General features: G+C 37.3%; 22 protein-coding genes. 7 read left to right on the top strand and 15 right to left on the bottom strand.

The features are described 5' to 3' along the window. Nucleotides 1-146: 146 nt before the first annotated feature. Genes F7984_RS05550 through F7984_RS05540 form a run of 3 tightly spaced genes read right to left on the bottom strand, consistent with a single transcriptional unit; the run spans nucleotide 147 to nucleotide 2,253 of the window. Nucleotides 147-500, bottom strand: a complete 354-nt coding sequence (locus F7984_RS05550) for a VOC family protein (RefSeq protein ID WP_140461201.1) — start codon at nucleotides 498-500, stop codon at nucleotides 147-149. Continuing rightward, complete coding sequence (locus F7984_RS05545) at nucleotides 497-1,531, bottom strand: S-adenosylmethionine:tRNA ribosyltransferase-isomerase (RefSeq protein ID WP_140461200.1); 1,035 nt, start codon at nucleotides 1,529-1,531, stop codon at nucleotides 497-499. Before F7984_RS05545 ends, F7984_RS05550 begins: the two co-directional genes overlap by 4 nt. Next, complete coding sequence (locus F7984_RS05540) at nucleotides 1,531-2,253, bottom strand: SDR family NAD(P)-dependent oxidoreductase (RefSeq protein WP_140461199.1); 723 nt, start codon at nucleotides 2,251-2,253, stop codon at nucleotides 1,531-1,533. The genes F7984_RS05545 and F7984_RS05540 overlap by 1 nt, the downstream gene beginning before the upstream one ends. Before the next feature lie 154 nt (nucleotides 2,254-2,407). On the opposite strand from F7984_RS05540, the gene F7984_RS05535 reads away from it, so the two are divergent. Together F7984_RS05535 and F7984_RS05530 are read left to right on the top strand one after the other, a co-directional pair. Next, a complete protein-coding gene (locus tag F7984_RS05535; protein ID WP_066101145.1) occupies nucleotides 2,408-3,526 on the top strand; it encodes a GAF domain-containing sensor histidine kinase in 1,119 nt (372 codons plus the stop codon). A gap of 12 nt (nucleotides 3,527-3,538) precedes the next feature. Continuing rightward, nucleotides 3,539-4,171, top strand: coding sequence for a response regulator (locus F7984_RS05530; RefSeq protein WP_140461198.1), 633 nt, complete (start codon nucleotides 3,539-3,541; stop codon nucleotides 4,169-4,171). Between the two features lie 141 nt (nucleotides 4,172-4,312). Here F7984_RS05530 and F7984_RS05525 read toward each other — a convergent pair whose 3' ends face one another. After that, the gene (locus F7984_RS05525; RefSeq protein ID WP_140461197.1) at nucleotides 4,313-5,506 is read right to left on the bottom strand and encodes an MFS transporter; all 1,194 of its coding nucleotides are present in this window, start codon (nucleotides 5,504-5,506) and stop codon (nucleotides 4,313-4,315) included. 374 nt (nucleotides 5,507-5,880) lie between these two features. Here F7984_RS05525 and F7984_RS05520 point away from each other — a divergent pair, with 374 nt between their 5' ends. Then, nucleotides 5,881-6,183 carry a DUF3139 domain-containing protein gene (locus tag F7984_RS05520; protein ID WP_140461196.1) on the top strand — a complete coding sequence of 101 codons (303 nt, stop codon included), beginning with the start codon at nucleotides 5,881-5,883 and terminating at the stop codon, nucleotides 6,181-6,183. 204 nt (nucleotides 6,184-6,387) lie between these two features. Here F7984_RS05520 and F7984_RS05515 read toward each other — a convergent pair whose 3' ends face one another. From F7984_RS05515 to F7984_RS05495, 5 genes are all read right to left on the bottom strand, one after another. After that, nucleotides 6,388-7,020, bottom strand: a complete 633-nt coding sequence (locus F7984_RS05515) for a response regulator transcription factor (protein ID WP_140461195.1) — start codon at nucleotides 7,018-7,020, stop codon at nucleotides 6,388-6,390. After that, nucleotides 7,017-8,054, bottom strand: coding sequence for a sensor histidine kinase (locus tag F7984_RS05510; RefSeq protein WP_140461194.1), 1,038 nt, complete (start codon nucleotides 8,052-8,054; stop codon nucleotides 7,017-7,019). The genes F7984_RS05515 and F7984_RS05510 overlap by 4 nt, the downstream gene beginning before the upstream one ends. Further along, nucleotides 8,051-8,788: a cell wall-active antibiotics response protein LiaF gene (liaF, locus tag F7984_RS05505; RefSeq protein WP_140461193.1), complete on the bottom strand. Its 738-nt coding sequence runs from the start codon at nucleotides 8,786-8,788 to the stop codon at nucleotides 8,051-8,053. The genes F7984_RS05510 and liaF overlap by 4 nt, the downstream gene beginning before the upstream one ends. Nucleotides 8,789-8,895: 107 nt before the next feature. Continuing rightward, the gene (locus F7984_RS05500) at nucleotides 8,896-9,543 is read right to left on the bottom strand and encodes a PspA/IM30 family protein (RefSeq protein ID WP_066101162.1); all 648 of its coding nucleotides are present in this window, start codon (nucleotides 9,541-9,543) and stop codon (nucleotides 8,896-8,898) included. 16 nt (nucleotides 9,544-9,559) lie between these two features. Beyond that, nucleotides 9,560-9,907, bottom strand: a complete 348-nt coding sequence (locus tag F7984_RS05495; RefSeq protein ID WP_066101165.1) for a lmo0954 family membrane protein — start codon at nucleotides 9,905-9,907, stop codon at nucleotides 9,560-9,562. Nucleotides 9,908-10,400: 493 nt separating this feature from the next. Between F7984_RS05495 and F7984_RS05490 the strand changes: the two genes are divergently transcribed. The 4 genes from F7984_RS05490 to F7984_RS05475 all read left to right on the top strand — a co-directional run bounded on the left by F7984_RS05490 (nucleotide 10,401) and on the right by F7984_RS05475 (nucleotide 18,085). Then, nucleotides 10,401-10,814, top strand: coding sequence for a GNAT family N-acetyltransferase (locus F7984_RS05490; protein ID WP_066101168.1), 414 nt, complete (start codon nucleotides 10,401-10,403; stop codon nucleotides 10,812-10,814). A gap of 392 nt (nucleotides 10,815-11,206) precedes the next feature. Beyond that, nucleotides 11,207-15,925, top strand: a complete 4,719-nt coding sequence (locus F7984_RS05485) for an Ig-like domain-containing protein (RefSeq protein WP_140461192.1) — start codon at nucleotides 11,207-11,209, stop codon at nucleotides 15,923-15,925. A gap of 161 nt (nucleotides 15,926-16,086) precedes the next feature. Further along, nucleotides 16,087-16,551: a DinB family protein gene (locus tag F7984_RS05480; protein WP_181161980.1), complete on the top strand. Its 465-nt coding sequence runs from the start codon at nucleotides 16,087-16,089 to the stop codon at nucleotides 16,549-16,551. A 310-nt stretch (nucleotides 16,552-16,861) separates the two neighbouring features. After that, nucleotides 16,862-18,085 (top strand): NupC/NupG family nucleoside CNT transporter, encoded by a 1,224-nt coding sequence (locus F7984_RS05475; RefSeq protein WP_140461190.1) that lies wholly within the window; start codon nucleotides 16,862-16,864, stop codon nucleotides 18,083-18,085. 249 nt (nucleotides 18,086-18,334) lie between these two features. Here F7984_RS05475 and F7984_RS05470 read toward each other — a convergent pair whose 3' ends face one another. The 6 genes from F7984_RS05470 to F7984_RS05445 all read right to left on the bottom strand — a co-directional run bounded on the left by F7984_RS05470 (nucleotide 18,335) and on the right by F7984_RS05445 (nucleotide 24,825). Then, nucleotides 18,335-19,645 carry a C40 family peptidase gene (locus tag F7984_RS05470; protein WP_225983667.1) on the bottom strand — a complete coding sequence of 437 codons (1,311 nt, stop codon included), beginning with the start codon at nucleotides 19,643-19,645 and terminating at the stop codon, nucleotides 18,335-18,337. A 383-nt stretch (nucleotides 19,646-20,028) separates the two neighbouring features. Beyond that, nucleotides 20,029-20,538 carry a response regulator transcription factor gene (locus F7984_RS05465; protein WP_140461189.1) on the bottom strand — a complete coding sequence of 170 codons (510 nt, stop codon included), beginning with the start codon at nucleotides 20,536-20,538 and terminating at the stop codon, nucleotides 20,029-20,031. 476 nt (nucleotides 20,539-21,014) lie between these two features. After that, a complete protein-coding gene (locus F7984_RS05460) occupies nucleotides 21,015-21,521 on the bottom strand; it encodes a DUF1643 domain-containing protein (RefSeq protein ID WP_066101187.1) in 507 nt (168 codons plus the stop codon). Nucleotides 21,522-21,619: 98 nt separating this feature from the next. Continuing rightward, entirely contained in the window at nucleotides 21,620-22,894 is a 1,275-nt protein-coding gene (locus tag F7984_RS05455) for a DUF4179 domain-containing protein (protein ID WP_140461188.1), read from the bottom strand. Beyond that, the gene (locus tag F7984_RS05450; RefSeq protein WP_140461187.1) at nucleotides 22,887-23,405 is read right to left on the bottom strand and encodes a sigma-70 family RNA polymerase sigma factor; all 519 of its coding nucleotides are present in this window, start codon (nucleotides 23,403-23,405) and stop codon (nucleotides 22,887-22,889) included. Before F7984_RS05450 ends, F7984_RS05455 begins: the two co-directional genes overlap by 8 nt. Nucleotides 23,406-23,922: 517 nt before the next feature. Beyond that, nucleotides 23,923-24,825, bottom strand: a complete 903-nt coding sequence (locus tag F7984_RS05445) for an AEC family transporter (protein ID WP_140461186.1) — start codon at nucleotides 24,823-24,825, stop codon at nucleotides 23,923-23,925. Nucleotides 24,826-24,924 lie beyond the last annotated feature (99 nt).

The following is a 24,924-nucleotide window of genomic DNA, read 5'->3' as shown; positions in this document are numbered from 1 at the left end:
CGTATTAGCCAATGGCGGGTTAATAATCTGCTTGGATACATCAACCGTCTTGATTTAAAAGACCATACCTTATATTCCGTTCAGCGTTATATTGAAATCCACATCTGTACTTTATTTATACGTAAGATGTTCGCTTGCAGAAAAGTCTAAATCCTCTTTAATAACTCAATTCTTTCACCATTATTCCCCTCAATAAAAACAATTGTCCAGCCATTTCCCATCCTTATTGGCCCCTCTAAAATAGATACATCCTTTTCATTTAAAATTTGTAAACAATCTGTTTCAAAACATATATGTGCCTCGTATAAACCTTTTTCATCAATTCTTCCATTTTCAATCAATTCAATCCTTAATCGGTCATTCACTAAGAATACAATCTTTTCTCCTTCCAACTCCATGTATTGTTCAGTACGAAATCCCAGATATTTTTCATAAATGAACCTTGTAAGCTCCAGGCTTTTCACCTCAAAACCGACGTGATGAATATTCAACGTTTTCATATAATTAAGTTCACATCTCCAAACTCATGCCATAAATACCCCTTTAGTACGGCTTCCTCATACGTTTTAAAAAGGAAATCCGAATCAATAAAAGCAGTGAGCATATCCAAATGGCTCGCCTCAGGTTCATGGAAACCAGTGAGGATACCATCTACTGCTTTCATATGGTAATCAGGTCCGATATACAAATTGGTGCTACCCTTGAGCTCTTCAGTTAGCAGAGCCGTCTCCAAAGCACGAACAACCGTGGTTCCGACAGCAATCACTCTTCTCCCCTCTTTTTTCGCATGCCGAATCATATCCATTGTCTCACTGGGGATTTCATAGATTTCAGGATTGGTTTCCGGTTTTACTGGCCAGTAGTCATCTAGTAAATAGCTCAAGCCTGTGTGAAGCTGAATAAACTGAAGTTTAACTCCCTTTCTTTGAAGATTGAAAAGCATTTCCCAGGTAAAGGCTCGGCCAGCAGATGGCATTTCAACGGAGCCAGGGACTGAAGCATAGACCGTTTGATAGACGTTTAAATCAAGTGCCTGTTTCGCATATTCATACCGAATGGGTTCTACTTTCTGATATAAATAATGTAAAATACGATCCTCTGATTGAGAAAAACAAACACTCCACAAAGGGGCAGCTTCTACCCTGCCACTTATCTCTCCTTTCAATTGTCCTTCAGAAAAAATGAGCACATCTCCAACTTCTATATCTTCATGCAGGGCCAGCACTTCCCAGGCGTTATTCTCAATCTTTTTTGCAAACCTTATTTCTACAGCTTCGGCTTTAACGATCCCTTTTCTAGTAATTGTTGCCCTTGCTGAGGCAGGAATTGTCCTGCTATTATTTAAAACCAGAATATCACCTTTCTTCAGATACCGATCTAGATGGGAAAATTGAGTGTGTTCCATTGTTCCAATCCCTTTATCTGTCACCATTAGCTTGACTTGGTCCCTTCTCATACCTCTGAACTCAGGAGGTTCGGACGCATTTAATTCTTGAGGCAGAAAAAATTTTTTCCTGAGAGGCAATGCCATTATAATCCCTCCTGTTCAAGCTCGAACTTCTGTGCTTTAAACCGTTTACCGTTAATATGCCGTGAATGATTCGAGGCTAAATAAACAAAGGCACCCAGTACCTCCTCCGGTTTAGCCAGCTCCTCATTATGATTAGGGTCTGCCAATGCATACATGTCCGTATCCATACTGCCGGGGTCAATCATATTGATTCGTATATTCGTTTCCGAGAGCTCATCTGCCCATGTTTCGGTCAGTCCTTCCAGTGCAAACTTCGAAATTCCATAGGCTCCCCATCCCGCATATCCTTTTTGCCCTGCTTCTGATGTCACATTGATAATAGAGCCTTCATTACGCTGAAGCATTCCAGGCAGAACACGTTTTGTGACCATAAATGGACTTAGGCTGTTTGCCTTTATAACATTCATGAAATCAACCTCTGAATAATCCAGTAAGAGTGGCATCGGGCTAGGCCCCAATACAGCAGCATTATTAATTAAAACATCAATTTGACCAAATCTGCTTTCTGTCATGGAAATAAAGGCTTCCACATCACGCTGATTTGTAACATCCGCTTTTACTGCCAGAACTGTACTACCCAATTCCTCAGTCATTCTTTTCACTTCCTGTAACCGCTCTTCTCCCCGCGCACAAATTGCGAGATTGTATCCTTGTTTTGCAAAAGCAAGGGCTAATGCTTTCCCTAATCCTTTAGATGCTCCTGTAATCACAACTGTTTTCATGATTTATACCTCCTATAGAAACTTATACTTATAGCGTATTGCAAAAAAACAGCCATGCCCTCGGAGGATGGATGGAGTTTCAGCTACATCTTTAGTAGTACTCCACCATAAAAAATGTATAATAATAACAAAACATCTATTAAGGAGACTAAAGGTGGTCCGTAAAATTTTTCTCTCAGAGATTCATATATTGAAAGAAATCGCTGAAACATTAAACGAAGGCACTGATTTAACAGAAGTTTTGGCTCAGGTATTAAAGAAGCTTTTAAAAATAACCTCTTTGGAAACCGGCTGGATCTTCCTTATTGACGAACGGGGCAATTACAAATTAGCCGCTTCTGAGGGACTGCCGCCCGCTTTAAAAATTTCAGACTATGAACCCATGTGTACAGGTGACTGTTGGTGTGTGAATAAATTTTTAAAAGATAATCTACATAAAGCTTCGAACATTATGGAATGCAAGCGGTTGGAAAATGCAAGATTGAATCAATGGGGCGATACGTATGGCCTTGTTTACCATGCTACTGTTCCCTTATCAGCTGGGGATGAAAAATTCGGCGTATTAAACGTAGCCGTAACGAATAAAGAAAGATTCGAAGCAGAAGAGTTGGGTCTCTTAGAATCCGTTGCCTATCAAATCGGCAATGCCCTGAGACGAATCCATTTAACAAAACGGGAGCAGGAACTGAAAGTTGCAGAGGAACGAAATCGCTTGGCACGGGACCTGCATGATTCTGTAAATCAATTACTTTACTCTATTAATGTGACATCAAAGGCCGGAATCAATCTATCAAAAGAGGATTCAATCAAACAGATTTTTGCTGATATTGGGAGGATGTCACAGTATGCACAGGCTGAAATGAAGGCATTGATCTGGCAATTACGGCCAGATGGACTAAAGAACGGACTCGTTTGTGCCCTCAAATCATATGCTGAAATACTCGGTTTACAAGTTATTGTTCAGGTGAAAGGGACAGGATCTCTCCCTTCAAAAATCGAAGGAAATTTATGGAGGATTGGGCAGGAAGCCTTCAATAATGCCATTAAATATTCCGGTCAAAAAGAAGTCTTACTTTCTCTTGAATACAAACAAAATCATATTATCATGTCGGTTGAAGATGGTGGAGTAGGATTCGATATTTCATCAGTAAAGGGATTGCCGAGTCTTGGGCTTAAGAGTATAGAAGAACGCGTAACAGCCCTGCAAGGGAAATTAAGCATAATTAGCAAAAAGAACTCCGGCACAAGTTTAACGGTTGAATTGCCATACTAAAGGAGAATTTTAATGACGATAAAAATTGTTTTAGTGGATGATCACCATGTCGTTAGGAAAGGACTGGCATTATTATTAAATAGCCATCCTGATATGAGCGTAATTGGAGAAGGAACAAACGGTAAGGAAGCAATTGAACTGGCCAAAAAACTGACTCCCGAGATTATGATAATGGACTTACTAATGCCTGTAATGGACGGAATCGATGCAACAAAACACATTGTGGAAACCATACCGAATATGAAAGTTTTAATCCTCACCAGCATGTCAGATCAAGACCATGCCATTCCTGCCTTGGATGCGGGAGCCAGTGGCTATCTATTAAAGGAAAGCGACCCAGAGGAACTAATCCTAGCTATTAAAAAGGCAGTAAACGGAGAAATCTATATTCATTCCAAAATTACCGCAGAATTAATGACAGTTCTGCAAACGAATAAATCCAAGCAGAATTCGTTAGAATCATTGACTCAAAGAGAAAAGGAAGTTCTCAAGGAAATCACCCACGGCAAAAGCAATAAAGAGATTGCTTCAGCACTTTACATAACCGAAAAAACGGTAAAAACTCATGTATCCAATATCCTGTCTAAGCTAGAGCTGCAGGACCGTACTCAGGCTGCTCTTTTTGCGATACGAAATGGTTTTTAATTGATTTGGATTCGCTGTTATTTTATTGGGGATTTATGTACTCTTCCATTCAATTCATCCGGTAAAAAAAGTGAATAGAAAATCTATATAAAAAACCAGGTGAGTCATGACTCACCTGGTTTTTTATACGTAATTAAGCAATTAGCGAACTGCTTTCTCACGGGTTATAAGTACGTAAATAATCATCGACATGAATACGGACACAGCCGCTGTCATATAAATGCTGCTGTAGCCAAATGAATGTCCAATCTGTCCGAAGATCATGGCTCCTATCCCTATACCTAAGTCAAAGAACGAGTAAAATGTAGCATTAGCCATTCCTTTTCTATTTTGGGGTGCCTGATCAATTGCCCATGCCTGTAAGGCTGGCTGAACACTACCAAAGCCAAATCCATAAAGGAAAGCCGCAAACAACATCATGCTCGTACTAGGCAACCAGGATAGTAATAGCATAGCAATAAAAATTAATAATGTCCCCGGTATAAATACAGCCTTGTGCCCTTTACGGTCATATAATTGTCCGGCAAACGTTCTTGTCAACATAACAGATAATGCATAGATAACAAAATACCACTGGATTCCATCGATTCCCTTTTGTGCTGTATATAAAGGAAGAAAAGTAGCTATTCCACCAAAAGTAAATGTGATGAAAAATGCCAGTATGGATGGTTTTAACGAGCTTTTTTCATATAGATCCAGTATCTTCTTACCAGTTGGCTGCACAGTCACTTTCTCAGCTTTCTTGAACTTAATCTGCGTTGCTACCAGAAGAGCAATAATTCCTAGAATAGCACAAATTAAGAAAAACTGATTAAATGGTATCATAACAACCAAAGCAAGACCAAGAGATGGCCCAATAGCCATCGCAATATTTCCGGACAGCCCAAAGTAACCCATTCCTTCACCCCGTCTTGATGCCGGAACCAAGTCTGAAGCAACCGTACCAGTAGCTGTAGTTAATGCTCCCCAACCCAATCCTTGAATAATCCGCATCATGAACAGCAAAGCAATACTTGCCATAAAACCAAATGACCCGAGGGTAAGGATAACAACAATTAAACCTCCGAAATAGACAATTCGTCTTCCCTTCGTTTCCAATGCCTTGCCGGCAAAGGGCCTAATCAGCAAAGCTGAAAATGTAAATATCCCCACAACTGCTCCTATTAGCTGGTCACTTCCACCGAGATGTTTAACGTACAACGAAATTGTCGGCAAGGTCATTTGAAAACCTAAAAAGATCAGGAAGTTTGTAATACAAATGAAGACAAAATCTCTTGTCCATATTTTTTCCTTCTTTATTTTTTGTTTAACTCCTTGTTGTGCTTGATCAATCATTTTATACCTTCTTTCTGCTCCTTTACATTATTTATATTACCCGAATACGAAACTATCTTTCTATGGAAATTTAAAAAATACACAAAAAATCCCTTCTTTTGTAGGCAAGGGAGTAATATATTGTTATTCCCATTTGATAGTATCCTACACCTTTCTGTATTAAAGACTACTTGCTTAAAATGTATTTATAAATTAACTTCCTATAATGTTGAAAGGTTCCACATCTGAATCTACCAGCATACTATCAAACAATTTTTATAATATCATTTTTATTTGAAATGACAGATACTTATGATAGCTCATGCTTGTAAAAGTCCAGTGTGTAGTCTTTATTCTATTAAATTTATTAATAAATTTTTATTAGGAGGTTGTAAATGAGAAAAATAGGAGCGACTGTATTAATTTTGTTAACTTTTATCGGAATTGGATTAGGCTATATTCAATATAAAAAGTCAACTGTTGAACAACGTGTAATTGAGTATCTGACAACTGAAGAGAACATTTCAAAGAATGACATTATTTCCAGTGAACCATTTATTGCAAATTTACGAGGAGATAAGAATTGGATGGTTAGTATTCGACTAAAAGATGATAATAAAACCTACTATTATTACAAAAATAAAAATGAAGTAATTTTAGAATCGTATGTAGAAAACGGAGTAGAATACGTTCAATAAAAGGTAGTAAGGGGAAAATCCTTCATAAATAGGATTTTCTAAATTAATTGGATATAATCAACACTTAAGTTTAACATATCCATAAATAAAAGAGCTCAAATCCATTTGAATTAGAACAGTCGGAGTTGAGCTTCACTTTATTATTAAAATTATAATGATAATTATCTTAACAAAAGTGATTACCATACTCATTCAATCGGTAATCTATTTTGTTAATTTATGATGGAAAGCATAAATTACTGCTTGGGTACGATCCTGAACTTGAAGTTTACCTAAAATATTGCTCACATGTGTTTTAACCGTTTTAAGTGCAATAAATAATTGATCTGCTATCTCTTGGTTCGTCTTTCCTTCCGCCATTAATAATAAAATTTCCATTTCTCGTGATGTTAAATCTTCGTGCAAATCTCTTTTATTTGCGTTCCTAAATTTAGACATGAGTTTATCTGTCACTTCCGGTACCAGAACGGATTGCCCTTTATAGGTTTCGCGTATCGAATCTGCTATTTCACTTGCTTTCGAGGTTTTTAACATATAGCTGATTGCACCTGCTTCAAGAGCCGGGTACACTTTTTCATCATCAACAAAACTCGTCACAATGATTATTTTTGCCTCCGGCCACTCCGCTAGAATCTGCTTGGTTGCCTCAATCCCATCCATTTCAGGCATTACCAAATCCATCAATATTACATCAGGCTTTAGGCTCAATGCCATTTCGACACCCTTAAGTCCATTTTCCGCTTCCCCTACCACTTCAATGTCGGATAAAGAAGATAAATAAGCAGAAACACCTATACGAACCATTTCATGGTCATCTACAAACAATACTCTTATCATACTTTCTCACCTACATTCACTAATGGTACTCTTACTTCGATTCGCGTGCCTTGCTTTGGTACCGAAACCACCTTTAGAATGCCGCCAATTTCTATCGCCCGCTCTTTCATATTTTGTAACCCGTAAGAGCCAGCCTTCGCTTCATCTGCGGTAAATCCAACACCATCATCAATCACTCTCATAATTAAAGAACGTTCATGCTGAATAATATACACTTCCAATAATTGTGCTTTAGCGTGCCGTAATGTATTCGAAACGGATTCCTGGAGGATTCTAAATAAATGATCCTCAATCCCTTTCTCCAATTCCAAATCTTCCACCTTCCATTTTACTGTAAAAGGGATTTTTTGTTTGAGTTCACTTAAAAGATTATCTACGCCTTCCTTCAAGCTTTTATCCTTTAAATGCACAGGACGGAGATGCAAAAGTAAGGCTCGCATTTCTAATTGGGACTGTTGAATCATACTTTCAACCATCCTAAGCTGTTTTTTCTCAGTTGTCTCTTCATTCCCACCTGATTCATTGATGGCTGACATAAGCATGGAAGCAGCAAAAAGCTGTTGACTGACAGAATCATGGAGTTCTCGGGCCAATCTATTTCTCTCCTCCTTAACCATCTCCTGAACTCGTTTTTCCTGTTCCACAGAATTTTCAGTAGCCAGAGCCTGAGAACGTTTTGCCTGATCAAGAAGGACTGTCTGGATTTGTTTTATTTTCTCGAGAGACTCAGATAACTCCTTTGTCTTAATCTCTTTTTCCGAAAGGTTTTCCCCGAGGTTTACACTTCGTAATGTGTCATTTAACTGATTTATTTCAGATTTATAAAATAACCCGCTTGCAATTCCGAAAAAGACACCAAACAACAAGGCAATACTTAGCGCAAATAACAGAAATGGCACATTAAAGATTTTCTTCTCATATAAAGGAGTCCAATCAGAGGAGAAAAAGATTACATAATAACATAAAAATATAGTTAGAAATAGCAGTAGAGAGATTGATATACAGATCAGTAATTGGCGTTTTAGTATACTCATATCCACTTCACCACCAAATTGCCGGCACCGATCGAAGTAACGACCTTTATTTTATAGCTAGCCTCGTTATATCCTTCTGATCTATACATAATTTGCTGATTCCTAAGCTCATTTTCCTTTTCTTCAAATAAACGTACTTTTCCATATAAACAGGTATGGGATATTTGTACACCCACATCGTACGGAACAAATATTTCAATGTCCCCAATACCATTCCGAATCGAAATGACTGATATTTCCTTCGGTAAGACTGTATTGCTCAAATTGATATGAGTATCTCCGTATACGCTTATCACATTCAGATCATTCCATTCGTATACATACTCAGGAGTTTGCTGACTTCCAAAAATTCTATTCGTAATTACAGGCTTGGATATTTCACCATTCCCATTCTGTTTTTCCTGCTGTTCAAACGATTCTTTAGGTTTGATTTGAATAGGTTCACGTCTCTTTTGAAGATGTTGTGAAATATAATAGAGAAGAATAATAAAGAGTAGGAGCCTGACAATGAATAGATTAATTAAGCCTATAAGACCTGATATTATACCAATCCAAAATATCATTTTCCCAAATAGTTTAGAATAACGGGAATAGCCGTAATAAATACAAATTCCCGAAAACAATACGGTATAAAGAATTTCATGAAAGCGAAAAAAGATAATTTCAATTAAAGCAACAATTAAAATAGCAATTAATATTTTTTCTGCCCAATGCCCTTCTTTATATCTCTGCATATTCCTACCCCCCTATCCGTAATTCATCATAGATGATCACCTGCTGATTACTAATCTAAAACAGACGCAGCAAAATACTGCGTCCTACATACTAGAATACCATTTTTTTAATTCACTGTTTCCTTCCTTTTTAAATCTTTTTCAATTTCTGCAATGCGGGTATCAATCGTTGCTTCATAATAATTAGCTTTCACTCGATTTTCTATTTGCATCATATAATCGTCAATTTCTAAGGATTGTTGCCCTTCACCCTCTACAGCGTCTTTACCGGACTCCATTAACTTATCCATTTTATGATGAACCTTTGCAATATTTTCCCGCCCCATCAGCTCAAGTCTCTTTATATGCATATCTTTCAGCTTTTGCTTCATTAAAGTAAACTTCTCTTCAAGCTGTTTTAAATCAAGACCAATTTGCACAAGCAGATGTTCAATTTTGGCTGAACGGTCCTCATAAACCGCCTGTTCCTTAATGGCAAATTCGTATAATTCACTCACATCGCCTGCTTCTTTAGCAATATAAGCCTGATGTTTACGTTTATCGGCCATTTCCTTAGCAACCGCTAATTCACGCTTTATTTCCTCTTTCAATCGATATTGACGTTGTATTAATTGTTGAACCTGTTCAACTTCTCTTTCGGATTGTCTCAAATATTGATTCAATTTTGAAATTGGATTCCTCTCCTCCTGCTTATCGATTAAATCATGAAGATCTGCTTCTACCGAATTTTTCATACGAGTAAATAAATTTGCCATGTTTCCTGCACACTCCTCATTTAAAATTTTTATTTAATTGTTCCCATTCTTTTTCAAAGTTTGTAAATGGATCATCATGACTCACATAGTCCTTTTCCTTCTTATGCTCCTTATATAGATAATAAAGAACATACATAGCCACCAAGCCAATTAACGCAGGTATATTACCAACTGAAGCCAATAATGTAATAACCGCAATTGCTCCCCAAACCACTTTCGACAAATTTATATCCGACTTCATGAATCCTTTCACGGCAAAATACAAAATAGCTAATGTAATGGCCAATGTAATAATGGAACCAATATTACCGATAACGATTAGACCAGCCACCAGCACAATCAAGATCAATCCGAGATTTTTCATTGATATTCCCTCCTTATGTCTTTAGTTTAACTTGGAAGAATATTCTTTATAACGACCCTGAGCTTGATTTCCACCTAGGTCTTGAGGCGTAGCTAAACTAAGACTATTAAAAAGCTCTGCAGTACTGCTTCCAAAAAAATAGCGCAAAAAATAATTAGAGAATCGAGTATTGCACTAGGAGAAGAAAATCCTATCCAGCTAGTGCTGAGGTGACTTTTTCAAGGAACAACGGCTAAGAACGCACTTCATGTGGCAACATCTTTGTGACCTACATCCTGTAGGCCTCCGACAAGCATAAAGAGAGGCGATAGGAAGACGATTTCTCTTCCCCTTAGTGGCTTTGACTATGACCTCGAGGTACTGGAAAAATGAAGCCGGATCACACACGTAAGAACCGTTAAAAGACCCCAGCATAAGCCAGTCAAAATGTATCTGATTATCTGGCAAAGAAGTATAATAAGCTATTAGTAGTATGCAAACAAAGGAGGATATTATGGAGACCGGAATTGAAATTATACATAACCCACCCAGCCCTCAGGAATATATAGATTTGCGAATAGCTGCGGGATTAAGTCCGAAAGAAAAACAGGCCGCTGATATCGCACTGAAGAATTCAATCTTCGCCGTATCTCTTAGAGAAAGCGGAAGGCTAATTGGGATGGGCAGAATTATAGGAGATGGAGGGTGTTTCTACCAGGTTGTCGATGTAGCAGTCAGCCCCGATAGGCAAGGAAGGGGATTAGGTAAAGTAATAATGGAAAATCTGACAGACTATCTAAATAATCATGTGCCCGCTGGAGCATACATCAGTTTAATAGCGGATATTCCAGCCGACAAGCTTTATCAGAAATTTGGTTTTGAATATACTGCTCCCCATTCTGTCGGGATGTATCGAAAAATAATATAGTTTTAAAGGATACTTACTCAGAGCCCATAAAACTCTGAGTTTTTTAGTTGCCATTCAGTTTTTTTAAATATATGTCGATATATTCTCTAATTTGCCTTTCAGCAGTTAAACTGGCCTTGTACACTTAAAAAAACAGTACTTTTCTACCTATCTTCCTCCTGTGTGTATCTACCCACTCTTCTCTTTTTTTCGTGTATATACCCTATAATAAGCTAAGACATTTTAACTATTTTTAGAAAAATCTAAAAATTCAAAAGACTATTTATAATCATGGTGGTAAATTAATAGTGTGGTAGATAGTAGGTTATTTACCTTATATTCCATTATTGATAACAAAGGGGAGGGATTTTGTAGATTTATCGTTTTTGACAAATGAAGGGGAGGTTGGAGCTTTGCATTTCAAAAATACTAAGAATGCAGTTTTTGTTTTACTATCACTGGTATTACTCTTATCTAACTTATTAATCGGTATAGGTACAGCGAGCGCTAATACATATGAAAACACTAAACTAAAGCCCTTTAGTAACTCAGTAAAAAAGAAACTGGATGTAAGTAAATATGACCCAGATGAAAAGGTACGTGTTATTGTAGAACTAGAAGGTACCCCTGCAATTGATTACGCCACTAAACAAGGTGTTATGTTTAAAGAACTCTCCAAATCAAAACAATCGGAATTACAAGCAAACGTTAAAGACCAACAATCCGATTTCCTATCATCTATTAATAAAAAACGTGTAAAATTCGACGTTGAAAACTCCTTTACAGTAGTCGCAAATGGGGTCAGTGGTGAAGTAAAGGCTTCAGACATTTCAAAAATTGAAAGTATCTCTACTGTTTCATCTGTATATATCGCTAATGAATATAAGCGACCGGAAGTAAAACCTGAAATGGTATCCAGTGGGGATATTGTTAAGGCCGAAGAAACATGGGTCAGAGGATACAATGGTACGGGTACAGTTGTTGGTATTATCGATACTGGAATTGATCCTAGCCATAAAGATATGATTTTGACCGATGAAAGTAAAGCTAAATTAAAAAAGTCTGATGTAGACTCAGTTGTATCTAAGAATAATCTCCCAGGAAAGTATCACACTACAAAAGTTCCATATGGATATAACTATTACGATAAAAACCAGGAAATTTTAGATTTAGGGCCTGATGCATCCATGCATGGAATGCACGTAGGCGGGACAGTTGGGTCCAATGGCTCTAAAGATGCTGGTGGTATAAAAGGAATTGCTCCTGAAACTCAGTTATTGGCTTTAAAAGTTTTTGGTAATGATGCTGCTATGCCTTCTACTTGGGGCGATATTTATATTAAAGCAATTGATGATGCCATCCTGCTTGGTGCAGATGTGCTTAATATGAGTCTTGGATCAACCGCAGGATTCCAAAGTCCGGAAGATCCAGAACAAAAAGCTGTGGAAAGAGCAGTAAATAATGGTGTGCTGATGTCAATCTCAGCAGGGAATTCTGCACAAATCTCTGATGGATATGCAGATCCTCTTGCAATCAATCCTGATATCGGACTTGTCGGTTCACCAAGCGTTTCCAAAGATTCAATTTCTGTCGCATCTCTAGAAAACACGCATGTATTTGTAGACAAATTCGAATTAACAATAGGCGGAACGACTTATCCGGCTGGATATAAAACACAGTCCTCTCCTCTGCCACTAGATGTTTTTGGCACAAATGAACAGGATGTCGTTTATGTAGGAGATGGACACCCAGATCGATATAAGGACAAGGATGTAAAGGGTAAAATTGTCTTTGCTGTCAGAACTGGCGCTGCTCCAAACTATGGAGAAATCCAAAAGCAAGCAGAAACTGCAGGTGCAATCGGTGTTATTGTTAGAGGAACTCCAGCACATGGGGATTTTGTGAGCATGGCCTTGAACAATCCTACCATTCCTCTTGTATCATTGAGAATAAGTGATGGAACGATGTTTGAAGAGAAACTCAAAGCTGCTGGGGAAGTAGGAAAAGTTAAATTCACAGGAGACATGATCCAACTTGAAAATGGTACGGCCGGTCAATTGTCGACCTTCACTTCATGGGGGGTTACGCCAAACTTAGATTTTAAACCTGAAATCACTGCACCAGGTGGAAAAATCTATTCAACTTTAAATGATAATAAGTATGGGGTTATGAGTGGTACATCTATGGCTGCACCTCATGTATCCGGCGGGTCCGCCCTTGTATTGGAATACGTTGAAAAGACTTTCCCAAGTCTAACAGGCAAGGATAAAGTCGAACGTGCCAAAACATTATTGATGAATACATCTGAAACTATTAAAGACCCACTTGGTACAACATATTACTCACCACGCCGTCAGGGCGCAGGAGTAATGAATTTAAATTCAGCAGTCACTTCATCCGTTTATGTTGTAGCTAAAGGAACTAATGAAGGAAAAGTCACATTAAAAGAAATTTCTAAGGATAAGTTCTCTTTTGCATTGACAGCTACCAACTTCAGTAAGAAAGATGCAACTTATACAATAGATACCACTGTGCTGTCCGATGCACTCTATGAGTCAAATGGACATACTTTTAATAATTTGACTCCTCAAGAAATTAAAAAAGCGATTGTTACATCCGACAGTGAAATTACCGTTGGAGCTGGAAAATCAAAAGATTTCACAATCACAATCGATTTGAAAAATGCCAAAGCTGATCTAGAAAAAGCAATGAAAAACGGATACTTTATCGAAGGATTTGTTTTCTTAAAAGCCAAAAATGTAGAAGATTCACTACCTACCTTATCCGTGCCATTTGTTGGTTTTAAAGGTGATTGGAATAAACCAAACATTATCGACCCAATGAATAATGATGCGAACTCCTTCTATGGAATGACAGGACTTGTCGATCCATATACCGGGGAATTCTACGGAATCAGTCCATTTGATAAAAATCAAATTGTCGATCCAGGTAAAATAGCCTTTTCACCAAATGAAGATAGTCATAATGATTCAATAGCACCAGCTCTATCATTTTTACGAAATAGTAAGACGGTAGAATACAGTATTACTGACACAGATGGTAACACGATACGTAAAATAACGACGGATAAGTATCAAAGAAAGAATTATGCAGCAGACTCTGACGTCACATTTGATCCATATACTACGGAATGGGATGGCAAAGTAAATAACAAGCAGGTTCAAGAAGGATTATACTATTACGAAATTAAAGCAACAATTGATTATGAAAATAAAGAAGCACAAGTATTTAAGATGCCTATCTTGGTTGATAACACAGAGCCAGCTGTATCTGATCTTAAATATGACGATGCAACCAAAACTGTCACATTTAAGGCAGAGGATACAAAAACAGGTGCTGGTCTTAAATACATTGAGTTATCCATCAATGGCAAAACACTCAAGAATTATGTTGCACCAAATACCAACAATACTTACAGTGTTAATTTAACAGATCAAAAGTATAGTGATGATACTCCTGTCGAAGTGAAAAACGGAGATAATATCAATGTTATTGCACATGATTATGCCGGTAATCGCGGAGCTAAATCATTATTGGATAAGAAGGTCCCTTACATTGTCTCTGAATCACCAGCACCACTTGGAGTCTATGACTATTTAGATATTGAGGTCGAAGGCTATGTAACGGACGATTCCAACATGGATTATGTTTTAGTAGAGTATGAAGGTAAACGTCAAAATCTTGAGCTTGAATGGGATGAAGAAACTAAACAATATTACTTCTGGGATGTTCTCGATTTCTCTAAAGAAGGTAAGAAAGATATCCGTTTCTACGGAGCTGATGTCGCTGGTAACAAAATCGATTTTAACAGAGAAATATTTATAGATACGAAAAAACCAACCATTGATGTTGATTATAAAGTTTTCTCAGCAGGTGATAGCCAAAAGGTTAAAGTCAAGGTTGGCGACAACTATAATGCATTACGCTTAGTCGTTAATGGCAATGAAGAAATAAACACATTTAATGATTTAGGAGATTTACCTGTATATGCACCTTACTCAATATCTCAAGATCTAGAACTACAATTAGTGGATGGTATAAATGAATATGAATTTGTCCTCGAGGACCTCGCTGGACATCAGGTAACGAAACGAATTGAGATTAATAAGGTTCCTATACCTGTTAAACCATCTATTAATCAAGTATCAGATGCCAGCACTAAAATCACAGGTACTGCACCAACTGATTCAAAAGTAACCATTACAGACAAAAAGAACCTAACACTTTCTACAACAGCTAAAAATGGTAAGTTCTCAGTAGATTTAAAAACTAAACTAAAAGCTGGTACTAAATTATACGCCACTGTTACAGATCCGAAAACTGGATTAGTGAGCGAAGCAACAGCAATCACAGTAACAGACAAGACCGCTCCTTCTACCCCTTCTGTCAATGCTGTTTCAGATAAATCAACATCTGTAACAGGTAAAACAGAAACAGGAGCGAAAGTTACGGTGAAAGCCGGTTCCAAAACTCTTGGTACAGCTACTGCCAATAGCAAAGGAAACTATGCCGTTAAAATCAAAAAACAAAAAGCTGGTACTTCCCTATCCGTAAGTGCGACAGATAAGGCTGGCAATGCAAGCAAGGCGAAAACGGTTAAAGTGGCAGATAAAACAGCTCCTTCTGCTCCTTCTGTCAATACGGTATCTGACAAGTCAACAACCGTAGCAGGGAAGACAGAAGCAGGTGCGAAGGTGACGGTGAAATCTGGTTCCAAAACTCTTGGCACAGCTACTGCCAACAGCAAAGGAAACTACACCGTTAAAATCAAAAAACAAAAAGCTGGTACTTCCCTATCCGTAACTGCGACAGATAAGGCTGGCAATACAAGCAAAGCTAAAAACGTTAAAGTCGCAGATAAAACAGCTCCTTCTGCTCCTTCTGTTAATACGGTAAAGTCAAGTTCTACAAAGGTTACCGGTAAAACAGAATCAAGTGCGAAAGTAACTGTGAAAGTAGGATCAAAAACTCTTGGTACTGCGACAGCCAACAGCAAAGGGAACTACACGGTCAAAATCAAAAAACAAAAAGCCGGCACTTCCCTATCTGTAACGGCTAAGGATAAAGCAGGAAACACAAGCAAAGCAAAAACAATCAAAGTGAAAAAATAATTACCCAAAAAGGTGTCCTGGCAGGAAATCCAGGACACTTCTTCTTTACAGAGATAGATAATTACTGTACAAGAGTAACTTTAGTATTCTCACTTTGGAGTTATGTGTTGAATATTAGACTTATAACAGAAAAACGTTTTCGGATGAGGAGGACTGATAGTATGCTTCAAATGTTCTTATACAATTGGCAAGTTAGAGAAGACTGGTTTAAATGGTGTCAAAACGTTTCTAGTGAGGAATTGATGAAAAAACATATCGGTGGAATGGGCAGTATATTACATAATTTATATCATGTCATTGATTGTGAACAAATATGGATTAATCAAATGAAAGGATCAGAAGTTATGGTTAGAGATCTCTTCACTATTACTAACTTGACAGATGTCATAGACTTTTCTAATGAAATTAAAAAACTTACTACAGAATTTATAAGCCCCTGGGATCCACAATTGGACAATAAGATACTGAATATAACGAATAGGAATGGGCATACATTTTCCTTTACGTACGGGAAAATCCTCCGCCACATCATCACTCATGAAATCCACCATGTTGGACAACTATCTGTTTGGTCAAGAGAATTAGATATAAAGCCTGTATCTTCAGATTTACTATTCAGAGACTAATCCCCCTCTTCTATTAAGAAGGGAACTCCGAACTTGGTTTCTCGTTCCCTTCAAGTGTATCTGAATGTACTATTAAAGTTCAGGGCACCTTATTTAGGAGGTGATATTTTTTTCTCTCCTCACAAAAATTCCATACACCGCCTGACATAAAACAGAGACACTCCATATAGTTTTCTGTTATTGATTCCGAAATACTACTATTTCAGTATACTCTGCTTGCAATATAAACATTAGATTGTTATATTAACAATTTGTATAATAGTAACAATTTTCTTTTTTTATGTAAAAAATACAATCATGGGGTGACATAATGAATTATCTTTGGGGTTTGTTAGGAATTATCTGTATTTTAGGCATTGCCTTTCTTCTCTCCACTAACAAACGAAATATTAACATCCGTACAGTTGTCGTGGCACTAATTATCCAAATTTCTTTTGCATTCATTGTTTTAAAATGGCCACTTGGACGGGCAGCCTTTCAAAAAGTAACCGATGTTGTGAACAATACGATTGGTTATGCTAATGAAGGAATCAGCTTCCTGGTTGGTGGGCTTTATACACCAGAATCCGGAATTACACATGTTTTCTTATTTAATGTTTTAGGAATCATCATATTCTTCTCTGCTTTAATCTCTGTTTTATATTACTTAGGAATTATGCAATTCGTAATCAAATATGTTGGTGGTGCTCTTTCAAAACTATTGGGTACTAAAAATGCAGAAACATTTAATGCAACCGCCAATATATTCGTAGGTTGTACGGAAGCCCCTCTCGTAATAAAACCGTTCATTGAGAAATTGACGAAATCAGAATTGTTTTCTGTCATGGTATGTGGGTTAGCCTCTGTCTCTGGAAGTGTATTAGTAGGATATTCTTTACTAGGTGTTCCATTGGATTATTTACTTGCTGCCAGTATTATGTCAGCACCTGCGGGACTATTACTTTCTAAAATCATGATTCCGGAAACGGAAGAAAGCCAGGAAGATGCGGAAGGCTTTGAGATGACAAAAGATGATGAGTCAACAAACGTAATCGATGCAGCTGCAAGCGGAGCCTCAACAGGTCTTCAATTAGCTTTGAATGTTGGAGCTATGCTGCTTGCTTTTATCGCATTGATCGCATTGTTAAATGGTATATTGGGATATATTGGCGGTTGGTTTGGTTTTGATCAATTATCTATCGAGCTAATTTTAAGCTACATATTCGCACCATTAGCTTTTGTAATTGGCGTTCCGTGGAATGAAGCTCTGCAGGCTGGAAACTTCATTGGTCAAAAACTCGTAATTAATGAATTTGTTGCCTACAGTAATTTTGCACCAATGATTGATACAATGTCAGATAAAGCCGTTGTCATTATCAGCTTTGCATTATGCGGGTTTGCTAATCTTTCTTCTCTTGGAATCTTACTCGGTGGACTTGGCAAACTAGCACCAAATCGCAGACCAGACATTGCCCGTTTAGGCATAAAGGCGATTATTGCAGGTGCATTGGCATCTTGTTTAAGCGCCGCTATTGCAGGTATGATAATTGGATAATAACCATACTCCTATAAGAATTAAGTTATAAAGCAAAAAATGAGGCTGCCTCGTAAGCAATTAATTGGCTTACTGGCGCCTCTCTTTTTTCTGTTGAATAATTTAGTCCTTTCATCGGCTATTAAAGCTAGAGTATTTATTTCTATTGTTTCCTACTCTTAAGCCCATAATCGCAAATTAATTGATTATAAAGGAAAAAGAGACGTCACTTTAATCATGACGTCTCTTTCCTATCAAGCTTTTTATCGATTAATGAACGCGTACTACACGTCCGTTGAATTTTTTACCCCAGTATCCGCTTTTAAGGCTGGCAATTGCTACACCAGTAGAGCTTTGGGAACCGATGAATTTTCCACCGCCAACATAAATGCCAACATGGCCATCTTTTTTATACGTATCGAAGAAAACCATATCTCCAGGTTGCATTTGGCTTGTTGGAATCTGTCTTCCAGCATGTTTCAGAGCATCTGTGCTCGCTGGTACAGAGTATCCACCTTGTTTAAATGCCCAGCTAACAAAACCGGAGCAATCAAAGCGTCCTGCTGCAATATCAGCTTGAGTTCTTCCGCCGCCGAATACATATACGGAGTTCCCAATATATTTATTGCCTGCAGTTATAACGGTTTGAATATTTTTATTTTGGGTAGAACTATTAGTAGAACTTGGCTTCTTATTAGAAGAGTTTGAATTAGCTGGTTTAGAGCTAGTTTGTTCGTTCTTCGAAGTGTTTACAGCTTCTTCTTTAGAGCTGGAATTCACTTTATTTGTTGTTTCATTCTTAGTTGAAGAGTTTGTTTCTTCTTTTTGAGTATCAGCGATCTTTTCAACTTTCTCTTTTACATTGGAAGTTTCTTTTACAACAACTGGCTCTACCACAATATCGATATTTCTTGCTTTAGCATCTGCTAATTGACGTTGACTTTCTTCTTCCTTAACTTTAAGCTCTTTCTTCAAAGAGTTTGTTTGATCTTGTTGTTGCTTAATATCCTGCTGCATACCAACAAGCTCAGTTTTCATATCCTTTAAACCAGTAAGCTTTTCTTCTACTGTTGCTTGTTTATCCTCAAGTTTAGTCTGATCCTCTTGAATTTCATCGATCAATTGACGGTCCGCTTTAACAATTGTTGAAACGGCTCCGATTCGTTCAATAAAATCTCCAAAACTAGTAGATCCAAAAATGACTTCTAAATAGCTGACGTTACCATTTGTTTGTTGGTATGTAACAGCACGCTTCTTTAAAATTTCTTGGCGCTTTTCATTTTTTTCTTCCAGTTCGGTAATTTCATTATCTAAAGTCTCTACTTGTTTTTCCGTTTTGACAATATCATCTTCTGTTTTATTAATCATGTTCTGATTATCTTTAACAGCCTGGTTGATTTGATCAATACGAGTATTCAGAGTAGAAATTTCAGCTTGTACCTCATTTAAAGCAGCTTGAGCTTTATCAACCTCAGCTTGCCTGGCCGGGTCTTTTGCAGCACTTGCTGATGGAATGCCTATGTAACTGCTGAACCCAAGCAATAAAGCCGTACTTAGCGCAATAATTCTTTTATTCATCATTAAGATATTACCTGCTTCCTAGTTTTTTTAATTTATCGGGTCTTTCATACCATTTCTATTTATCTATTTATCTAACATGGATAAGTATATCATGCTAATTTAACAAATAAGTTATAGTAATATTACAATTATGTTTCAAAAACATGTTACAAGTTTTTATTTTGTAATAATAGGGTATAAATAACTTCGATTCTATAAAAAAACTTACAAAAAGTAATTTATTTAGTAAAATAAATGTAAATTACTTTTAACAGAAGAAGAAAATTAAGCTAAAATCCACTTAAAAATCCCGTGATTATTGGCGAATCAAATCTAACTTATTATTTTAATAAAACATCTAAACTATCTAAGTATTTTCTATTAATCCTCTTATTTCCAGATTTCTAATCTATAATTCCCATTCTAATAACCTTTACAGCTACTTCTGTTCGATTTTTGGCATCCAGCCTTCTCATAATGATTGAAATATAGTCTCTGACTGTATACTCACTTAAATAAAGCTGAACAGCTGCCTCTGTTGTAGACGCTCCTGCAGCCAATAACTTAATAATATCAACCTCACAAGGAGAAAATGATAGTTTACGATTTAAATCATTCTGTGTTACAGAATTTTCAGGGTTCGTAAACCTAAGCAACAGCTCTCCTGCACTTTGCCCAAATTTCATTAATGCGGGATACAAGCTCCTATCTCGCTCAAATTTCCGCCCTGGCCCTTTATCTAGTAAAATGCCGCCAATCATCTTACCTTCTTCCGGAACATAAATAGGGACAATTAACATGGATACGAGATTAAATTGCTTAATAAATTTTTCAGGAAAACCGTATGTGGCATCCTCTATAAAAATAGGCTGAAAATTACGCAGCTCATTTCCTGCTGGTTTTAATTTATTCAAATAATGTGTCAGTGCAGGAATGTTTATGATTTGTTCCTGATTATCTATATGGTGGGCGTATACTCCTATTGCTCAGGTGTAGGTGGTCAGATGGAAGATAGCAGTGAAGAGGAATTAAAGGATATTATTAAGAGTTTACAAGAGGGGACTAAGAAGAAACAAACAAGTCAGAGGAGCAAGATAAAGAAGAAACCAATAAAGAGGAAGAATCGGACAAACCTTCGGGCGATCAGCCTGCAGCTGAACCTGAAACACCGGAAGCTGAGACACCGGCTATCGAACCTGCCCCAGATCCTATGTACCAACTGAACCAGAAGAGGAAGAAGACAGTGAAAATCCGGATGATGGTGTAGAAGAACCTGATCCTCCTGTGGACGATGGCACAGACGAAACTGAAATACCAACTCCGCCACCTGCTTCATAAACTACTTATCTATCTAAAAAGGAGCTGTCGAAATGAATCGACAGCTCCTTTGTCATGACGGTTTAAACGAACTTACATTTGGAAAGAGATAGGGTTGAACGGTCGTATCACTTCTTACAAACAACGGATGCAGGGGATGCCCCTCTCTTGTTGTACCCAGGCAGTTAGGATCATATCCCTTAAACCAGTCCGATAATAACTGATAATCTTTGTGATGGATGGTACAGTTTTCTCCCCAGCCAACGATAATTTCAGAACCGCTGTGTAAGGCATTTTCTAAATAGAAGCGGTTTTCAGGACCTGTAGCCTCCTCCAAGGACAGATTCCTGAGATCTCTCCATTCCCTGCTCCGATAGGCAAATACATTCACCAATTCCACAGAACCGCAATCTAATTTCTTAGCAAACGAAACACAACGCATGGTCGTCCGGTCATCCACTCTGTCATCAGCCTCGCTTGGGTGTAAAAGAACAAAGACAGCTTTTCTTAAATTGTAATCATCCCATTCCCTCTTTAGGGAATATCGATAATTTCCTTTTATAATGGCACTCCTTTTCAATCGATTTCCCCCTTTCCGTTCCTATTATTATGTATAAGCTCCTCAGGTGACTTTTATGATAAAACCGGCCAACAATCATTGAGAACAATTTTGTTCCATTATTTTATTTGGAGCTTGACTTGCTTTTTGTGGGTAAGTGGGTAGGTGTCTAATTCAATATTAAGAGGACCCTTAATGATTTCTTCTGGTTTATAGTAGAAGCTTATAGCGTCTAAACCGTCTATTTCCCAGTACTCCGCTTCCCCTGTTGAAATTTCTTTACCTGTTCCATCATTTATCATTCCACCGCCAGAAACAGTATCTTTACTCTTGGGGATTTTCATGAAAATATACACCTTATTTTCTTCTATCTTAGAAGATTTCACTAATCCATCCGATGGATATTTCAATAGCCTGCCTGTTTTTTCATCAACTTCAATGATTAACTCATCCTTATCTAGAGCATGAATACCATCGAATAGTAGGTACAGCTTCTCGGGTTTCCGAAAATAATTACTTTCTATATAGATTTCACTTTCTTCCTCATTAAAATGACTGCCAGTAGATCCCCATATCTCACCTTTATCATCCATTAGCCTAACATGATTCAAATGAAATATTTTTTTTGTATTATTCGGATCATATTTTACGTCAACCCTGACACTTAGTGGATCAATTTCTACTTTTCCAAACGTAATCCGCTGATTGTCTATGGTCACTGTTTCATCAATGGCCATCTGTTTATGCTGACCTTTATACAAGGAATGATCTATTTTCAAAGGGAACTTAAATGGACCTATTAAGCTAGTGTCATTTTTCAGATGGACTTTTAGTTCTATTTCTTCTCTATCTTCAAGCTGATGCACTAGATTAAAATCTAAGGAGCCGAACCCATTTTCATGAACTGAATAGGATATGGATTGCTCGACACCGTCTCCGTCAATCAATAGATCGGGAAATTCTATTTGTATATCATCCCCTGCTCCCTCTATATGATAAAAAACAACCATCCTATGCCTATCAACAATTAAGGATTCAATCGTTACCTTATACCCATCCTTCTCTTGCGTCTGTCCAACTGACTGTAAAAAATCATTCTCCACTGCAGACATATAGCCTTTATCGTTTCGGATTAGATTGATAATTTTTTCTGCGCCCGGTATAGAAGAAAGGGCATTTGCAAAGGACGGTGACACTCGTACCAGGCTAATGCAAAACAGGAGTACAATAGCAGCCGCTGCTAATCCTGTATATTTTATAAGTCTTTTTCTCTTCTTGTGTTTGGCTTTACTAAAGCCTGACTGAATGGCTGCGGAAACTTTTTCGTTTGGTACAGGCACATATTCCATTTGTTTTTTTAAATCCAATAATTCTTGTCTCTCTTTTTCATACATGGCGGGTACCTCCCGATTCCTTCATTAGTTCCTTGAGCTTCCGAAGGCCTTTGTAAAGTCTTGTTTTAACCGTACTTTGTGGGCATTCACATATATCCGCAATCTCACTTATGGATAGGTCCCGTAAATACTTTAATACGATGATTTCACGTGATGGTTCATCCAGGAACATGAGCGCCTCTTCTATTTCAAGCTGACCATAATCATCCGTATGGACCATTTCCTGTCCAATGAAATGATGGTGTATTTTTTTGGCCTTCAATTCATTTGAACAAACGTTTAATAAAATTCTTACAAGCCATGTAGAGAAATAGGATGGCTCTCGCAGCTTTTTAATTGAACGGTATGCTCGAAAAGTCGTTTCCTGGATAGCTTCCAGAGCTTCTCCTTCATTTTTTAAATAGACAATGGCCGTTCGATACAGCTGTTCCTTATGAAGATCTAATAAAGTTAAAAATGCTGTATCATCCCCTTTTATAGCCCTTTGTACTAAAGAAGCATCTTCATGCATGCGGCTCCCCCCTGTTTTCTCTCTACTTATTAGACTGTTTATCCTAGAAAAAAGTTTCAATATATTATAAAAAATACCATAATTTTATAGTTTTAAGATTTATAGCATAAATAAAAGACCTCAAAATCAAGAGGTCAATAATTAAGAATCTAATTAGAGGACATAAAGTATAGAAGTGTTATCAATGGAAATATCATAAATAGTATATTTAATATCTGAGTGAACCATAGAAACAAAGTCTTTTTTTGGGCGGTTTTATTGATATATAGAAAAGAAGCTGCACCTATAACACAGGGGATCAAGCCTAATAATGGATATTTTTGAGGAGTTGAGTTGATCGATTGGATAAGGGCCATTATACATACCACCAAGCTTACCCCCATTAAAAGCGCTGGAATCCATACTTTGTTTCTTTTCATTCCCAATACCATCCTTTCTGCGGAACAACTAATATTTCATATAAATTGATTCGTTTAATCCCATTTTATGTACTTCACTTTCTAATAAATCCTTCTCACTATAAAACAAAATAAAAAATGATTGGTAAAGTGATTAAGCTAAGTACTGTACTTATAAATGTACAAACCGAAACAAATTCCGGCTTTGTATTAAACTGAATGGCATACATCGTCGTATTTGCAGCAGCAGGCATTCCGGCCATGATAATCATTAATTGTTTAAGCAAGGTATCGATTGGCAAAAGGGCTGAAATTCCCCACGCTACAAGGGGCGCCACTGCCAATTTAATGATTAGTGCATACGTAACCTTTTTATATTCAATATTCTTAAGACTGATTTTGGCTAATTGCATACCTAAAACAAGCATGATTGTCGGAATAGCCGCGCTTCCAACTAAATCAATGGTAGTCATTAAGGAATGGCTGATGGTAATACCCGTGTACTGAAATAACAGTCCAAAAATCGCTCCATATGCAACAGGCATACGTAATACAATTGCAAGTGTATCTCTAATCCCTCCGCCTATATCACTTCCTCGCGCCGCTACATATACCCCAATTGTAGCCATCACGATACTTTGGGTGACCATTAAGATGATGGCGTAATCAAATCCGGCAGCGCCAAACAATAATAACGCAACAGGTGTTCCATAATTACCATTGTTCATAAAAACCGAACCAAGAATGAGCCCACAGGTTTCCTTTATGTTGTATTTATTTATAAAAGCGATAAAACATACAAAGATCATAAGTGCTAAACAAAGCCCAAACGCGTAAATAACAATATAAAGATAATCTAAGGTCAGTTCATTAGTATAAAACGTTTGAAACACCAGTAATGGTGTCATTAAATAAAGGGACATCGTTGAGATCGTTTTTGGATCAAATCCTATCTTCTTCTCGCCTATATATCCTAAAGCAAATATAACAAATACCGGAATCAATACATTAAAAAACTCCATCTGCTTACCTTCTCTCTGGTTGAAACTATCATCTTTCACACACCATTATACCAATTCCTTCCTTTAAAACTTCAAAATATTTTAAATTTTTTAAACAAT

It is taken from the genome of Pradoshia sp. D12, assembly GCF_008935075.1.
Lineage (GTDB): Bacteria > Bacillota > Bacilli > Bacillales > Pradoshiaceae > Pradoshia.
Note: the sequence above shows the minus strand (reverse complement) of the source record. Positions and strands in the feature narration are given on the sequence as shown.

Bases quoted from the DNA above. Each gene is read 5' to 3' on its own strand.
- F7984_RS05490 (WP_066101168.1), top strand. From the start codon at position 10,401: ATGGAGACCGGAATTGAAATTATACATAACCCACCCAGCCCTCAGGAA.
- F7984_RS05510 (WP_140461194.1), bottom strand. From the start codon at position 8,054: ATGAGTATACTAAAACGCCAATTACTGATCTGTATATCAATCTCTCTA.
- F7984_RS05495 (WP_066101165.1), bottom strand. From the start codon at position 9,907: ATGAAAAATCTCGGATTGATCTTGATTGTGCTGGTGGCTGGTCTAATC.
- F7984_RS05550 (WP_140461201.1), bottom strand. From the start codon at position 500: ATGAAAACGTTGAATATTCATCACGTCGGTTTTGAGGTGAAAAGCCTG.
- F7984_RS05455 (WP_140461188.1), bottom strand. From the start codon at position 22,894: ATGTATGAAAAAGAGAGACAAGAATTATTGGATTTAAAAAAACAAATG.
- F7984_RS05470 (WP_225983667.1), bottom strand. From the start codon at position 19,645: ATGATGAATAAAAGAATTATTGCGCTAAGTACGGCTTTATTGCTTGGG.
- F7984_RS05520 (WP_140461196.1), top strand. From the start codon at position 5,881: ATGAGAAAAATAGGAGCGACTGTATTAATTTTGTTAACTTTTATCGGA.
- F7984_RS05445 (WP_140461186.1), bottom strand. From the start codon at position 24,825: ATGGAGTTTTTTAATGTATTGATTCCGGTATTTGTTATATTTGCTTTA.
- F7984_RS05525 (WP_140461197.1), bottom strand. From the start codon at position 5,506: ATGATTGATCAAGCACAACAAGGAGTTAAACAAAAAATAAAGAAGGAA.
- F7984_RS05475 (WP_140461190.1), top strand. From the start codon at position 16,862: ATGAATTATCTTTGGGGTTTGTTAGGAATTATCTGTATTTTAGGCATT.
- F7984_RS05540 (WP_140461199.1), bottom strand. From the start codon at position 2,253: ATGAAAACAGTTGTGATTACAGGAGCATCTAAAGGATTAGGGAAAGCA.
- F7984_RS05530 (WP_140461198.1), top strand. From the start codon at position 3,539: ATGACGATAAAAATTGTTTTAGTGGATGATCACCATGTCGTTAGGAAA.
- liaF (WP_140461193.1), bottom strand. From the start codon at position 8,788: ATGCAGAGATATAAAGAAGGGCATTGGGCAGAAAAAATATTAATTGCT.
- F7984_RS05480 (WP_181161980.1), top strand. From the start codon at position 16,087: ATGCTTCAAATGTTCTTATACAATTGGCAAGTTAGAGAAGACTGGTTT.
- F7984_RS05450 (WP_140461187.1), bottom strand. From the start codon at position 23,405: ATGCATGAAGATGCTTCTTTAGTACAAAGGGCTATAAAAGGGGATGAT.
- F7984_RS05500 (WP_066101162.1), bottom strand. From the start codon at position 9,543: ATGGCAAATTTATTTACTCGTATGAAAAATTCGGTAGAAGCAGATCTT.
- F7984_RS05515 (WP_140461195.1), bottom strand. From the start codon at position 7,020: ATGATAAGAGTATTGTTTGTAGATGACCATGAAATGGTTCGTATAGGT.
- F7984_RS05545 (WP_140461200.1), bottom strand. From the start codon at position 1,531: ATGGCATTGCCTCTCAGGAAAAAATTTTTTCTGCCTCAAGAATTAAAT.